Origin of the sequence: Ectobacillus funiculus (genome assembly GCF_004138295.1) — a bacterium.
GTDB classification, from domain to species: Bacteria; Bacillota; Bacilli; order Bacillales; family Bacillaceae_G; genus Ectobacillus; species Ectobacillus funiculus.
Genome location: NZ_SCFM01000002.1, coordinates 1 through 14,544 on the forward strand (window position 1 = coordinate 1; position 14,544 = coordinate 14,544).

12 protein-coding genes are annotated in these 14,544 nt (G+C 38.1%); 9 read left to right on the forward strand and 3 right to left on the reverse strand.

What is annotated here, in order from left to right; genetic code table 11:
- From EP737_RS00330 to iolI, 4 genes are all read left to right on the forward strand, one after another.
- A partial coding sequence (locus EP737_RS00330) for a sugar porter family MFS transporter (protein ID WP_129725915.1) occupies window positions 1-1,030 on the forward strand: 1,030 nt, incomplete at its 5' end.
- Between the two features lie 297 nt (window positions 1,031-1,327).
- On the forward strand, window positions 1,328-2,371 hold the full coding sequence (locus EP737_RS00335; protein ID WP_246040119.1) for a LacI family DNA-binding transcriptional regulator: 1,044 nt from the start codon (window positions 1,328-1,330) through the stop codon (window positions 2,369-2,371).
- A 628-nt stretch (window positions 2,372-2,999) separates the two neighbouring features.
- Window positions 3,000-4,040, forward strand: a complete 1,041-nt coding sequence (gene iolG, locus EP737_RS00340) for a bifunctional inositol 2-dehydrogenase/D-chiro-inositol 1-dehydrogenase (protein ID WP_129725917.1) — start codon at window positions 3,000-3,002, stop codon at window positions 4,038-4,040.
- A gap of 37 nt (window positions 4,041-4,077) precedes the next feature.
- Window positions 4,078-4,923: a 2-keto-myo-inositol isomerase gene (gene iolI, locus EP737_RS00345; protein WP_129725919.1), complete on the forward strand. Its 846-nt coding sequence runs from the start codon at window positions 4,078-4,080 to the stop codon at window positions 4,921-4,923.
- Between the two features lie 136 nt (window positions 4,924-5,059).
- Here iolI and EP737_RS00350 read toward each other — a convergent pair whose 3' ends face one another.
- Both EP737_RS00350 and EP737_RS00355 read right to left on the reverse strand, forming a co-directional pair.
- A complete protein-coding gene (locus EP737_RS00350) occupies window positions 5,060-6,490 on the reverse strand; it encodes an alanine/glycine:cation symporter family protein (RefSeq protein WP_129725921.1) in 1,431 nt (476 codons plus the stop codon).
- Between the two features lie 406 nt (window positions 6,491-6,896).
- The gene (locus EP737_RS00355; protein WP_129725923.1) at window positions 6,897-7,796 is read right to left on the reverse strand and encodes a TetR/AcrR family transcriptional regulator; all 900 of its coding nucleotides are present in this window, start codon (window positions 7,794-7,796) and stop codon (window positions 6,897-6,899) included.
- 187 nt (window positions 7,797-7,983) lie between these two features.
- Between EP737_RS00355 and EP737_RS00360 the strand changes: the two genes are divergently transcribed.
- The 3 genes from EP737_RS00360 (at window position 7,984) to EP737_RS00370 (ending at window position 11,670) form a co-directional block, all read left to right on the forward strand.
- On the forward strand, window positions 7,984-9,513 hold the full coding sequence (locus EP737_RS00360) for a DHA2 family efflux MFS transporter permease subunit (protein ID WP_129725925.1): 1,530 nt from the start codon (window positions 7,984-7,986) through the stop codon (window positions 9,511-9,513).
- Window positions 9,514-9,828: 315 nt separating this feature from the next.
- Entirely contained in the window at window positions 9,829-10,836 is a 1,008-nt protein-coding gene (locus tag EP737_RS00365) for a LacI family DNA-binding transcriptional regulator (RefSeq protein ID WP_129725927.1), read from the forward strand.
- Between the two features lie 165 nt (window positions 10,837-11,001).
- Window positions 11,002-11,670: a YdeI/OmpD-associated family protein gene (locus tag EP737_RS00370; protein ID WP_129725929.1), complete on the forward strand. Its 669-nt coding sequence runs from the start codon at window positions 11,002-11,004 to the stop codon at window positions 11,668-11,670.
- A 219-nt stretch (window positions 11,671-11,889) separates the two neighbouring features.
- Here EP737_RS00370 and EP737_RS00375 read toward each other — a convergent pair whose 3' ends face one another.
- Window positions 11,890-12,738: an oxidoreductase gene (locus EP737_RS00375; RefSeq protein ID WP_129725931.1), complete on the reverse strand. Its 849-nt coding sequence runs from the start codon at window positions 12,736-12,738 to the stop codon at window positions 11,890-11,892.
- Window positions 12,739-13,142: 404 nt separating this feature from the next.
- Here EP737_RS00375 and EP737_RS00380 point away from each other — a divergent pair, with 404 nt between their 5' ends.
- A complete protein-coding gene (locus EP737_RS00380) occupies window positions 13,143-13,718 on the forward strand; it encodes a LysE family translocator (RefSeq protein WP_129725933.1) in 576 nt (191 codons plus the stop codon).
- 25 nt (window positions 13,719-13,743) lie between these two features.
- Window positions 13,744-14,520, forward strand: a complete 777-nt coding sequence (locus EP737_RS00385; RefSeq protein ID WP_129725935.1) for a helix-turn-helix domain-containing protein — start codon at window positions 13,744-13,746, stop codon at window positions 14,518-14,520.
- The last annotated feature ends 24 nt before the right edge of the window (window positions 14,521-14,544 follow it).

Here is a 14,544-nt window from a genome sequence, read left to right on the forward strand (position 1 = left end):
GGCGGAGAGCAGGGGCCGAATGGTTACGCAAAATGAATTGATGATTGTTAGCGGACAGCTATTGGCGTATGTTTTCAATGCCATTCTTGGTAATACAATGGGCGACAATTCGCATATTTGGCGTTATATGCTAGTTATATCAGCACTTCCAGCTACACTGCTATTCTTTGGTATGCTTAGAGTACCTGAGAGCCCGCGTTGGCTTGTAGCAAAAGGGAAAAATGCAGAGGCTCTGAAGGTTCTTCAAAAGATACGTGAGGAGAAACGTGCTAAATCAGAATTGATTGAAATTCAAGTAGCTTCCACTCAAGAAGAGGGAATGAAGAAAGCAACATTTAAAGACTTGAATGTACCATGGGTGCGCCGCATCGTCTTTATAGGAATGGGAATTGCGATTGTACAGCAAGTTACAGGGGTTAACTCAATTATGTATTACGGTACTGAGATCCTGAAAGGTGCTGGCTTTGAAACAGAGGCTGCACTTATCGGTAATGTTGCAAACGGTGTTATTTCGGTTTTGGCAACTATTTTTGGGATTGGGCTTCTTGGAAAAGTTGGCCGTCGACCAATGTTAATAACTGGTTTGGCAGGAACTACGGCAGCGCTTCTGCTTATGGGAATATTCTCAAGTGTGCTTGAAGGATCTCCAGCACTTCCATATGTTGTGCTTGCTCTAACAGTTACATTCCTTGCCTTCCAACAGGGAGCTATTTCACCTGTAACATGGCTTATGCTCTCAGAAATATTCCCGCTACGATTACGCGGTCTTGGTATGGGTGTTACTGTGTTCTGCCTTTGGAGCGTAAACTTCCTTATCGGCTTGGTGTTCCCAGTATTGCTTGAGAAGGTCGGTTTGTCTACGACATTCTTTATCTTCGTAGTTCTAGGAATTGGAGCAATTACATTTGTGAAGAAATTCTTGCCAGAAACGAAAGGGCTTACACTTGAGCAGCTAGAACAACAATTCCGTAATCACGATGGCCAAGATGCTCAGGAATCTTTGGATCAGATTGAGGCTCAGGCGAAGTAAATCGCTAAAGGTTATATAGTGATAAATCTTTAAAAAGTGGTGCGATGGAAATGGTCATTTTATAGGTGGTTGGTGATGTTACTATTCGTCTATAAACCAATGGCATATGAGTCGCAGCGCCTGAAAAAGGTATGGAATATAGATCGAAAGACCGCAAAGGACTTCTTTAGAGAAAGCTTTGTGGTCTTTTCCTGTTTTAGGACCTCATTTCATAACCTTGCTGTGGTATACTAAGTTATACAGAAAAACAAATGGAATTGGAAGAACAGGCAGCTTTGTTATAAGAAAATATATATCATGTTGAAAGAGTGGGATGGAGAAATGAAGCCAACCATTTATGATATTGCAAGGGAAGCGGGGGTATCTGCTACTACAGTTTCCAAGGTAATTAATAATAAGGGACGGATCAGTGAGAAAACGAAAAAAAAGATTATGGAGATTATAGATAAGCTTCACTATCAGCCTAATGTATTAGCTTCGGCAATGAAGGGAAAATCCACTTATACCATTGCATTATTAATTCCTGACGCAGCGAACCCTATATATGCTCAATATTTAAAATATATAGAGGAATACGGGCAAGAGTTTGGCTTTAGTGTTGTCATGTGCAGTACCGGAAGTGACCCTGAAAAGGAAGCTAAGCATATTACGTTACTAAAGCAAAAACGTGTTGATGGCTTTATCATCGCCTCTGTCTTTAAAAATGAACCGGTTTTGAGACAATTGATTGAGGAGGAAATCCCGTTAGTACTTATTTCTCTTCATCGGTCAGAACTTCCTGTAGGCAGTGTGGCTGGCGATGATTATTTAGGCGGCTATATTGCCACTGAGCATTTGTTGTCTCTAGGGCATTGTAGAATTGGTATTATCGCACAGGAAGAAACAGTAAGTGGTACAGAGCGCGTAAGGGGATACGAAAAGGCTTTAATAAATGCAGGAATAGAGCTAGATAAAAACTTAATTAGGACAACCACGGATCTGACAATTGAAGGAGCTCAGCTATGTGCTCATGAATTGCTTGCCAGCGGGCAAAGGCCTACAGCAATTTTTGGCTGTAATGATACATTAGCTATTGGTGCGATGCTCGCGGCGAAGGAGCTTGGTATTAAGCTGCCAGATGAATTATCTGTTATAGGCTTTGATAATACCGTTATGTGCAAGATTGTAGAACCTCAGCTGTCTTCTATAGCTATACCAATACATGAAATGGGAAGACAGGCGATGGGGCTTTTAATTCAACAAATTGAACAAAAGGATAACATGAAGCAACGTATCTCTCTGCTTCCGGAATTGGTTGTCCGTCAATCAACAACAAGATTGAATGATTCAAATAAAATATAGCACTTAGCTTCTGTTAGCATTGCAGTTCTCTCATGCTAGCGGCAGTTGAGGTTTGTGTAAAAAGAAATGAGCATGGGCGCTTTGCCTATGCTCATTTCTTTTTACACTGTAAGAAAGGATAAATTTTCAGCTGTAAGCAAATTCGACAGAGTCGGAAATTTTAGGAATACAGCATAATGATACTCCCAATCATCTATATGGAGCTATAATGACAAAAATAATTTTGGAGATAACTTAAAAAAAGGCATTGAAATATGAGGGATTATAGGATAAACTAAAAACAACTTAAGGAAATCGATAACCCTAAAATCTTAATGAGGAACACGGTTACATTTTGTGTTTTATATAAAATAAAGGGGTGGTGCAAAGGAATTTAGTAAATAACATTTTTGTAAACGTATATACTTATCTTTATCAGGGAAATCGATAACCCTTTCTTATGTAGGATTGTCCAATATTAAAATTCCCTTTAATAAAGCTTCGTTTCATTAATATGAGTTTCCATAAATATTGTTAGTGCCTGCAAGAAGTTAATGCTGATGTAGTTTATCGATTGGATGCGCTTTATTAAAACGGAAACACTATAGATGAAAAATTTACTTATAAATAAATCAGGAGGAATATGATTATGACTTTAAAGTTTGGTGTAATAGGAACAGGTGCAATTGGAAGAGAGCATATTAAAAGAATCACAAACAATTTATCCGGAGGAAAAATTGTTGCGGTAACTGATGTGAATCAAGAATCTGCAAAAAGTGCTGTAGAAGAATTCGGTTTAGATGCTGTTATCTATCCAGATGATAAGACGCTTGTAGCTGATGCAAATGTGGATGCTGTACTCGTAACAAGCTGGGGTCCTGCTCATGAACAAAGTGTATTGGCTGCAATCGAGGCTGGAAAGTATGTATTCTGCGAAAAACCTTTATCAACAACGGCAGAAGGCTGCATGAGAATTGTGGAAGCAGAAATGAAGCATGGAAAACGTTTAGTTCAGGTTGGATTTATGCGCCGTTATGACAGCGGTTACGTTCAATTAAAAGAGGCGATTGATAGCAATTATATCGGTGAACCATTGATGATTCGCTGCGTGCATAGAAATCCAGAAGTTGGTGACAACTATACGACAGATATGGCTATCAATGACACATTAATTCACGAAATTGATGTTTTACACTGGTTGATCAACGATGATTATAAGTCTGTACAGGTAGCATTTCCAAAGAAAACACAACGTGCAGCAGCTCACTTGCAAGATCCACAGCTGATCACACTAGAGACAAACAGCGGTATTATCATTACTGCAGAAGTATTTGTAAACTGTAAGTACGGCTACGATATTCAATGTGAGGTTATTGGTGAAGATGGCGTTGCGTATCTTCCAGAATTCTCTGGTATTGCAACTCGTAAGGCAGCGCAGTTTGGTACAAGCATCCTAATGGATTGGAAGCAGCGCTTTATTGATGCATATGACAAAGAATTACAAGATTTCATGGATTCCATTAAGAACACAGGTGAGCCTAATGGTCCAACATCATGGGATGGCTACATTGCAGCTGTAACAGCAGATGCTTGCGTGAAATCACAACAAACAGGAGAAAAAGAGCCTGTTGCATTGGCAGAAAAACCTGCTTTTTACAAAAATGAAAAAGAAGCAGTTAAAACTGTTTAAACATATTAAAAATATTAAAAAGTAATGGAGGATTATCATGAAACTTTGTTTTAACCAAGCTACGACATTGGAAAACTCTAATCTGATCAAAGATTTAGAATATTGCAATAAACATAGCTATGATTATATCGAAATTCGTACAATGGACAAATTACCTGAATACTTACAGGAAAAGTCTATTGATGAATTGGCTGAGTTCTTTAATACACATCATATTAAGCCATTAGCATTTAATGCGTTAGTATTTTTTAATAACCGTGACGAAGCTGGCTACAAGGAAATTATCAATGAATTTAAAGGGATGATGGAGACAGCGACGAAGCTGGGCGTCAAATATGTTGTGGCGGTTCCGCTAGTAACAGAACAGAAAATCTTGAAACAAGATATTAAGAAAAGCTGCGTAGAGGTATTGACTGAACTATCCGATATTGCAGAGCCGTATGGAATAAAAATTGCGGTTGAATTTGTCGGACATCCACAGTGTACAGTGAATACATTCGGCCAGGCATATGATATTGTTGAAACTGTTAATCGTGAAAATGTGGGATTAGTACTTGATTGCTTCCACTTCCATGCGATGGGATCAGATTTAAATGATTTGAAAAAAGCTGATGGTTCAAAAATCTTCATCTTGCATATCGATGATACAGAAGATTTCCCTATCGGTTTCTTAACAGATGAAGATCGCGTATGGCCTGGACTTGGTGCCATTGATTTAGATAGCATCTTAACTACATTGAAGGAAATCGGTTACTCTGATGTTGTGTCTGTTGAATTATTCCGTCCAGAGTATTACAAGCTGGATGCAGAAGAGGCAATTAAGACTGCAAAAGAAACAACACTTAAAGTGATGTCTAAATATTACGATTTACAGACAGTATAAAGCGGCAGTACGGACAGCTTTATCACAAAAAAACCATCATTCATAGTGCGAACGCCTATGCAATGATGGTTTTTTTTTACTGTAAGAAAGTATAACTTTTCGGGCCTTGTCCGCTTTTCTTAATGGGCTACTTACATCATCCCACCTGTTTGTTTAATTCTTCTTCTTCCACCCACGCTTCTAAATTTTCACGTCCTGGAAGGTTTGGAATACTATCAGCATGGAAAACAGGATCTAATCCTTGTTTCTTTTGCGCAATGTAATCTTTTAATAGAGCTTTAGCAACTTTAGATAAGCGGGTAATGGCGTATAGGTTAACCAAAACCATACAACCCATGAAAATATCTGCTAAAGACCAAATTAATTCAGCACTGTATAATGCTCCGAATAAGACCATTGCAATTACAGCGAAACGGTATAGATAAATAGATGCTTTGCTATGTTTCATGAAGCTGATGTTTGATTCACCATAATAGTAGTTACCCATAATTGTACTTAAAGCGAATAAGAATACAGCAACTGACACAAATGTTGCAGCAGAGTCGCTAAGTCCTACGCGCAAGGATTCTTGTGTTAAAGGAATACCTGTCAGCTCAGATGTTTTATATACACCTGAAACTAAAACAATCATAGCCGTAGATGAGCAGATTACAAACGTATCTACAATTACACCTAAAGCTTGGACAAATCCTTGTTTTACTGGGTGAGTAACATCTGCGGCAGCTGCTGCGTTTGGTGCAGATCCCATACCAGCTTCGTTTGAGAATAATCCGCGACGGATCCCGTGAAGTACAGCCGCGCCCATTACACCGCCAAATAACTGTTTAAATGTGAATATGCCTTCTGAGAAAATTGCACCAAAAACACTTGGCAATATATCGTAATTGGAAATCATGATCCACAATGATAATAAAATATAAACGCCAGCTTTAATAGGTACTAAGACTGTAGAGAACTTTGCTACTGAGTGTACACCGCCAAAGATAATGAGAGCGGTAATCACACCAAGTACAATCGCAGTTGTAGTTGTGCTTATGTCAAATTCATTTTCAAGGGAAGCAGCGATTGTATTTGCTTGTACAGCATTAAAAATTAAACCAAAGGATAAAGTAAGTAAGATACTAAATGCAATTCCAAGTTTTCTGCTTCCCAAAGCTTTTTCCATATAGTAAGCAGGGCCGCCACGCCAGGAATTTCCATCTTTCACTTTGTAGACTTGAGCTAGTGTACTCTCTACAAAAGCGGAAGCAGATCCAATTAATGCGATTAGCCACATCCAAAATACTGCACCAGGGCCGCCCAATGCTACTGCTGTTGCAACACCGGCGATATTACCTGTACCTATACGAGCAGCCATCCCAATCATAAATGCTTGTAATGATGAAACAGTTTTTTTGTCTGTATCTTTATTTTTACCACTACCCCATAATAAACGAATCATTTCAGGGAAGAATCTTATCTGTAAGAAGCCTAAATTAACTGTTAAAAATAAGCCGATTGCAACTAAGAAAATTACAATTAATTTAGCCCATAAATAATCGTTAATAATCGCAATTAATTCTGTCATGAACTCATCTCCTTGTTGTAAAAGTTTTTTGCAAAAAATGCAACAGTACTGATTATAAATGGAGCTATATCATTATGTAAACTACCTAGTGCAGTACAGGCTTGGAAAGGTGATTGTCCTTACAAAAGAATGACTGGAGGAAAACCGCGGCATACTTGCAAAGTAAGCTCTTACAAATATTTTTTGTTAGAAAATATCTTAAAATTCCGAATAAAAAAGAAGGGATATGGTGTATGTGCAACTGCATCTCTGTCTTCGCCTAACTGCTCGCCAATTGGCAAGCTTTCTTTACACTGTAGGAAAGTATAAATTTCCAGTTAGAAGCTCATCAAAAAAGCCGATTTTTCGTTTCATTAGGAAAAGTCGGTTTTTTTGATGAGCTATGCGTTTTTGGCCGAGCGAGATACTAGTCGATTTCTTCGCTTTGTGTAAAATAAGCAGTAACCAACTGGTCAAGTTGTTGGAGTTCTTTTGTTTCTAAAAATGTTTGATCTGTTTTCAAGGATAAAAGGGCACTTTCAATCAGAAATTTTCTTGGGTTTTTTGAGTACAACAGTTCACTTTGAATAAAGTCCAGTAACTCGTGGCATTTAGATTGTTCTTCGTCAGAATGAAGAGCTTTTTTTAATGTCGTGATCGTTTGATCTAGTTTTTGTTGGAAAGACTGATTGAGTTTCTGACAGCTTGGCAGCCAGTTATCTAAAAACTCAGGCTGAATTAATTGTTCGCCGGTTTCTGCCACTTCATCAACCATCTTCGCCACACGATCTACAGTGTAACGGACAACCTGGTGGATGCCGGTATTTGATTCATGTGCCATCCCAAAATATTTTAGGTTATGGTGTAAAATCCCTGTAAACATGATGGCGCAATCCACCAAATAGGGCTTTTTGCTCTCCCCAAAGATGTCGATAAACCGCTCATAGATCCAGCGAACCATCCTTAACTGACTTTGTTTTATGAATTCCTTAAGTTCTGCATCGTTTGAAAAATATACCTCTTCAAAAAGAGAGATTAACTTATTTGTTCGATTCGTGTTCATTTGTAATTCAACTTGTTTCATAAAGGTTTGAATGTTACTGGGATCTTGGCCAATCAGTAATTCATTTCGCTCATGTTCCATCTTTGTGTAGATCATTTTAAAAAGAGCAATTAATAACTCATTCTTAGAAGAAAAATAATTATAAAATGTCCCCTTGGAAATGCCGCTATATTCCAATATGTCTTGAATCGACGTAGCTTGAAAACCCTTGTCAATAAATAGTTGGTGAGCCATTTTTATCACATGTTGTTTTCTGTCATTCATACTAATCACCTTTATTTCCAATTAGACTACCTGTACAAAAAATATCATACCTTATTTTTATAGTTTGCACAAACGCGGTAAATATCTGTTGCATTTGAATTGCTTTTTTTGAACCGATGGTATATGATATCGTTTGTATAGAACAACAGTATAAAATAATGAACTTAAAGTATAGGGGAGAGGAAAAATGGAACATTCGATAAAAAAGACGGATCGACCGCCTTACGGAATGCTTGCGGTCTTAATGATCGGGGCTTTTATTGCTTTTTTAAATAACACATTGTTAAATATTGCATTGCCTTCGATTATGAAGGACTTAGATGTTGATGCATCGACTGTGCAGTGGTTAACAACAGGCTATATGCTAATGAACGGTATTTTAATTCCGACTACTGCTTTTTTAATTCAAAAATACTCTGTACGCCATTTATTTTTGGCAGCTATGAGTTTCTTTACAATCGGAACCATATTGGCAGGAGCTGCCCATGTTTTTCCTTTGTTATTAGCAGGTCGTATGACTCAAGCGGTTGGTTCAGCTATCATGATGCCACTGTTGATGAATGTAATGCTAGTGAGCTTTCCAGCGGAAAAAAGAGGAACCGCAATGGGGGTATTTGGTCTAATTTTAATGGGTGCACCAGCGATTGGACCGACCTTATCAGGATGGCTTGTTGAGCATTATGATTGGAGAATGCTGTTCCACGTTGTAACTCCTGTCGCTATTGGCGTGCTATTGTTTGGTGTTTTCTTGCTGAAGGATAAAAAGGAGAAAATCGATATTCGTCTTGATGGAGTTTCGGTGTTGTTATCTAGCGTGGGCTTTGGCGGATTATTATATGGATTTAGCTCAGCAGGCAAAAAAGGATGGGATAGCCCGGAAGTATATGTGACGATTATCGTTGGTGCTATCTCGTTAGTGTTATTCATTTTGCGTCAATTCAAACAAGAGAAGCCGATGCTGAATTTTAGAATCTTTCAATACCCTATGTATGCTTTATCAGCAACCATTTCGATGGTTGTAACGATGGCCATGTTTTCGGGTATGGTGCTGACACCTATCTATGTTCAGACGATTCGCGGGATATCCCCGCTGGACGCAGGTTTGATGATGCTTCCTGGAGCTTTGATTATGGCTCTTATGTCACCTATTACCGGTAAATTATTTGATAAGTTTGGCGGGCGGGTTTTAGCTATCATCGGCTTAACACTTACAACCGTAACAAGTTACTATTTCAGCAAACTAACACTGGACACTACCTATACCCACTTGATTATTTTATACTCTGTGCGGATGCTGGGGATGTCCATGGTGATGATGCCTGTTTCGACAAACGGTTTAAATCAATTGCCTGCACGCTTCTATCCTCATGGTACTGCCATGAATAATACGTTGCAGCAGGTATCTGGCGCTATCGGTACAGCGTTACTAGTTACCATCATGTCAAATCGTACAGAAACTCATGCAAAAGAATTAGCTGCAGACGCAATGAAGCATGCGACAGGGCAGCTAACACCTGAAGCAATTGCTGGAATGAAACAGCAAATTGCTATGAAAGCTATGCTGGAAGGAGTCAATTTTGCTTTCTTTGTGACCGTCTTTATTGCAGGTCTTGCACTTGTGCTTGCTTTCTTTATCAAACGAGCAAAACAAGCGGAAGATACAATGGTAGAAAAATCATCTGAAAAACAGATGGTAAATAAATTGGCGGAGAATTAAGCAATACAGTTTACTATTCACTAATTCTATGGCCGTGTTCTAATGGTTATCAATTATCCCGTTCGTAAAAGTATGCTTTTATGGACGGGATATTTTTTTCGCACTTTAAGAAAGTATAAATTTCTAGCCGGGAGGCCATTCGACGTAGCGAGAGATTTTAGGAATAAAGTATAAGTAAGGCTACGCCTCTGTCTTCGCCCAAAGACAAGGCTCGCCAATCGGCGAGTTTTCTTTAGCAATGAGATGTTATTTTACCTATAATTAAATATGGGATAGAATAAATATAGAGTTGCTAAGAGAAAAGAGAGGGAAGAAATGAAATCAACAGTAACAATATACGATGTGGCAGAGAAGGCCGGAGTATCGATTTCAACGGTTTCTAAGGTACTCAATAATACAGGAAGTATCGCGGAGAAAACCAGACAAAAGGTTAGGGAAACGATGCGAGAGCTGAATTACCAGCCTAGTGTTGTCGCATCCGTAAAAAAACGTATCCAAACGATCGGGCTCCTCATACCTAGTATTGCAAATCCGTTTATGGCAGAAGTGGCAAGAAGTATTGAAGATCATGTGAAAAAATTCGGCTTCAGCTTGCTGGTTTGCAGCACTGACAATCATTTAGACAATGAGCTTGAATATATTTCTATACTAAAGCAAAAGTATGTAGATGGTATTATCCTTGCTACAGGATTAAACGATTATAAGGCAATAAAAGGGCTGATCAATGCTGAGATTCCTGTTGCTTTACTTTCAAGGGACGTACCTTCACTTGCTGTTGATACAGTATTGGTAGATGATTTTTTAGGGGGATATGAGGCTGTACAATACTTAATCAGCTTAGGACATCGAAAAATTGCAATGATTACTGAGAATATAAATTGGTCGGTAGTTAGAGCGAGAGTTCAGGGGTATAGACAAGCGCTTGAAGAAGCAGGACTGGAATATGATGAGAATTTGGTGCTTCTAGATAATACTACGTTGGATGCGGGAAAACAAGCGACACGAAAGCTCCTAGATTTACCTGAGCCTCCGACAGCTATTTTTGCATCAACTGAGTTTCTGGCAATTGGAGCAGTCAAAAGCGCGCGGGAGCTGGGGATACATGTTCCTAAGGATCTTTCGATTGTTGGATTTGATGATACGATCCTTGCTACTGTGTGTGACCCGCCATTAACGACAATAGCACAACCTATTCAGGAAATGGGTAAGAAGGTGGTTGAACTATTGGTTGAAGAGATTGAAGGGCCAAAGGAAATTAAACAGCGAATCGTTTTATCTCCAAAGTTAGTCGTTCGGGAATCTACTTCTCGTTGTAGGGGATAGGAATTGAGGTAAGATTTTTGCTTTCTGTTGAAGTAGTTATAGGCTATTTTGCGGGATTTTTATGTAATCGTTCTCGTTTTTGTTTAAATATTTATAAAGAGAGAATTTAGAAGGGGAAATTTTGCGATAAAAAAGGAATAGAATACATGTAACAGGTGGATAACGATAGTGAAAACAATAGTAGAAAAACTAAACCTACAAAAATATAAAAAAGTAGCGATATTGCATTTACCAGATGGCGCAGATTATTTAGCAGGGCTAACAGATTATGATACAGGGCTAATCGATAGCACATATGATCTTATTTTTGCTTTTGTGTTAAATATGGAATCTTTACAAGCCCTTGTAAACGAAGTTATTGAAAAAAATTATCTAAAGAAAAATGGCTATCTCTTTTTAGCTTATCCAAAAAAGGGAAATAAAGTGTACCCAACGTTTATTCATCGTGATGATTTATTGGGAGGGTTAGGTGCGGATGAAGATGGCTATATTGGGACAAGCAATATCAAATTTGCGCGTATGGTAGGATTAGATGATGTTTTTACAGTTGTTGGTCTAAAAGAAGATTCTCAAAATAGAAATCATACATCCACAAAAGCAAGTCAATGCGTTGACGATTATATCGCGTTGATTCCTGATGTGGAAAAGGATTTGCAGGATACTCCAGATTTGCTTGCTTTTTATCAATCACTTACTCCAGGGTATCGTAAAGATTGGGCTCGTTATGTGTATAGCGCTAAGCAAGAGGCAACAAAAGCAAAACGACGCGAGGAAATGAAAATGATTCTTGGGGCGGGCTATAAGAGCAGGGATTTATATCGTAAAGATAAATAATTACTGATTTATGAAAAAGGGGACACATTCATTAGAATATAACTGTATGGAAGCAAAAATAGGCAGCCTCTATTAGGAGACTGCCTATTTCGTATATTTTTCACCCATTGCTGTTGTCCCTAAGAAAATGGCTGAAATTGCGGCGAGGAACTTAAGGTTTGCGACAAGGGGACCGGACCTGCTAAGCAACCAGCTTGAGATCCGGTTTGTTTATTAAGCCTAAAAACATTTTGTAACTATACGCTCCCACCATTTCCATGGGAGCAGCTGTTTCAAGATAATTCCTAATTTCACACCCTTGCCAATCGGATACCGCAGCTTTGGAGCAGGAGATTTTGCTGCCTGCACAATCTGTTGAATGACTTCATCCGGGACAGGTGCCGTGTCAGCAACCTTTTTAATATGTTTTAAGATCGATTCCATTTCTTCTAAATAGGGGGAATTTGGCTTGCTTTTCACAGACTCTAATCCTTTTGACCAGATATCCGTCCGATAAGATCCCGGCTCAATTAAAACTACATAGACACCATACCTCAGCATTTCCAAGCGCAGCGATTCACTAAAGCCTTCCACTGCAAACTTTGAGGATACATAAGGTCCCATAGAAGGAAAGCCGATCCGTCCGCTAATGCTGCTAATATTAATAATCTTACCGCTTCGGCGTTCTCTCATCGATGGCAAAACAGCTTTTGTCACAGTTACTAATCCAAAGAAATTCACTTCAAATTGCTGCCGCCATTGTTCGGCAGCAATCTCCTCCGTGAATCCACCGGCAGCATAGCCTGCATTGTTCACTAACAGATCAATTCGTCCATAACTATGAATTATATCTGTAATTATAGTTTCTATTGCAGCAGAGTCGGTTACATCTAACTGAATGATTTGGATACGATTCCCCACATCTGCTTCATCAGCAGCCGCTTCTAATTTTCCCCTCTTGTCTAAGTTTCTCATAGAAGCCAGCACCTGATAGCCTTCTTTGGCAAGTGCCACACTCGTTAGCAAACCAAATCCGCTTGAAGCTCCTGTAACAAGAGCGATAGGTTGTTTGTCCAATGCTTGATTCAAGGAAATTCTCCTCCAGTTCCTCTAACTCTTTTACCTCATTCAAGTTGATATGTGATTATGTTACATAATACCTATGTCATTTAGAAGTATGATTATGCTGTCCATTCTACTACATGCATGGATGTAAATGGCAAAGTATATTCTTTTGTCTTAAAACAACTATAACATTGGTTTATATCTATTAACCTAACAAGTGTTGAACTATTAAAGGAGCAACATTGGGGATAGCTGTGACTATCAAGTGGAAGTGGGTTTTTACATTATTAAATGACTTTTACGATGCTAAGGGAATTTTACAGACTTAATTTTATAGAGGCTTTCTATAATCCTGCAATAATATACTATATGCTACTTCAATTTAAGATGTACAGTTATATGAGGATATCTTGAAAGGAGTTTATCTCATGAATATTACATCTTTTGTAGTATACTGTTTTATTATTACTTTTACACCAGGACCTACTAATATCGTCATATTATCCACGGTGCATAATTTTGGTACAAAAAAGGCGATGGAATATACGTATGGAGCAACGATTGCTTTTGGTTTATTACTTGTTATTTCTGCTATGTTAAATACTATACTTGTAACGACAATACCCAAAATTTTAATTGTGATGCAGATAATCGGAAGCTTTTATATGCTCTATCTCGCTTATCAAGTTTACAAAATGGATACATCAAAACCAACTGTAAACCAAACGGGTACGTTTATGTCAGGCTTCCTTATGCAGTTTTTAAATCCCAAAGTGGTACTATTTACAATGACTGTCATTCCTGGCTTTATTATGCCTTACTATACCGCAATGCCTGCGGTGGCAATCAGTGTTATCGCGATCACTCTTATTGGATTTTTAGCATTTATTACGTGGGTTCTTTTCGGTACAATCTTCAAGGAGTTTTTACAGAAGCATAAAAAAACTGTTAATATAATGATGGCATTATTTTTAGCCTATGCTGCAGTAATGATATGGATATAGGTAAGCTGATTAAGAGGGGAATGCAATGGATAAATTTATCTATAAAAAATCGGCAGGTATTACTGCGTTGTCAGCAAGTATTACTGATTTTACGTATAAAAAGCACGCTCACAAGGAGTATGCAATAGGTGTAACATTACGTGGTATTCAACATTATAACTTAGATGGCAGTTTACAATTATCATATCAAAATGGTGTTATGCTTTTTAATCCAGAACAGGCGCATGACGGAATGGCCCATGATGAGACAGGTCTTGATTATGTGATGTTATATATTGAGCCACAATTGTTTTTAGAGGTTATTGAACAAAAAGATATCGTACGTTTTTCAACTCCTATTGTGTATGATCATAGACTTGAACAAAAAATATTAAGTCTTTCTCATGCAATATTAAATGGAAAAGATGAGGCTTTGTGCAGTGAATTACTCTTAGCCCTCACAGATAGCCTTATTCAAACGAATCTTTCTACGGACTATAAGAAAGATAACGCTCTAATTAGAAAAGCAAAGGATATGCTTTATGCCAACTTGGAAAATGTACTTAAACTAGACGAGGTATGTAAAGAGCTTCATTTATCGAAATTTCAGTTTATCAGACTATTCAAGGCTCATACTGGAATTTCACCATACCAATACTTTCTTAACTGCAAGATAGAACGCGCAAAGCAGTTAATAGAAAAAAAGAGAGATATTTATTCAGCAGTGTCTGAATGTGGTTTTGTTGATTTATCTCACTTAAATAAACACTTTAAAAGCGTATATGGAACAACAGCATTTGAATATATGACACATTTAAATTGAGGGGGAATTTTAGGCAGACAGTAT

Excerpts from the sequence above, each read along its gene's own strand:
- EP737_RS00335 (WP_246040119.1), top strand. The coding sequence starts at position 1,328 with ATGTTGAAAGAGTGGGATGGAGAAATGAAGCCAACCATTTATGATATT.
- iolG (WP_129725917.1), top strand. The coding sequence starts at position 3,000 with ATGACTTTAAAGTTTGGTGTAATAGGAACAGGTGCAATTGGAAGAGAG.
- iolI (WP_129725919.1), top strand. The coding sequence starts at position 4,078 with ATGAAACTTTGTTTTAACCAAGCTACGACATTGGAAAACTCTAATCTG.
- EP737_RS00350 (WP_129725921.1), bottom strand. The coding sequence starts at position 6,490 with ATGACAGAATTAATTGCGATTATTAACGATTATTTATGGGCTAAATTA.
- EP737_RS00355 (WP_129725923.1), bottom strand. The coding sequence starts at position 7,796 with ATGAATGACAGAAAACAACATGTGATAAAAATGGCTCACCAACTATTT.
- EP737_RS00360 (WP_129725925.1), top strand. The coding sequence starts at position 7,984 with ATGGAACATTCGATAAAAAAGACGGATCGACCGCCTTACGGAATGCTT.
- EP737_RS00365 (WP_129725927.1), top strand. The coding sequence starts at position 9,829 with ATGAAATCAACAGTAACAATATACGATGTGGCAGAGAAGGCCGGAGTA.
- EP737_RS00380 (WP_129725933.1), top strand. The coding sequence starts at position 13,143 with ATGAATATTACATCTTTTGTAGTATACTGTTTTATTATTACTTTTACA.
- EP737_RS00385 (WP_129725935.1), top strand. The coding sequence starts at position 13,744 with ATGGATAAATTTATCTATAAAAAATCGGCAGGTATTACTGCGTTGTCA.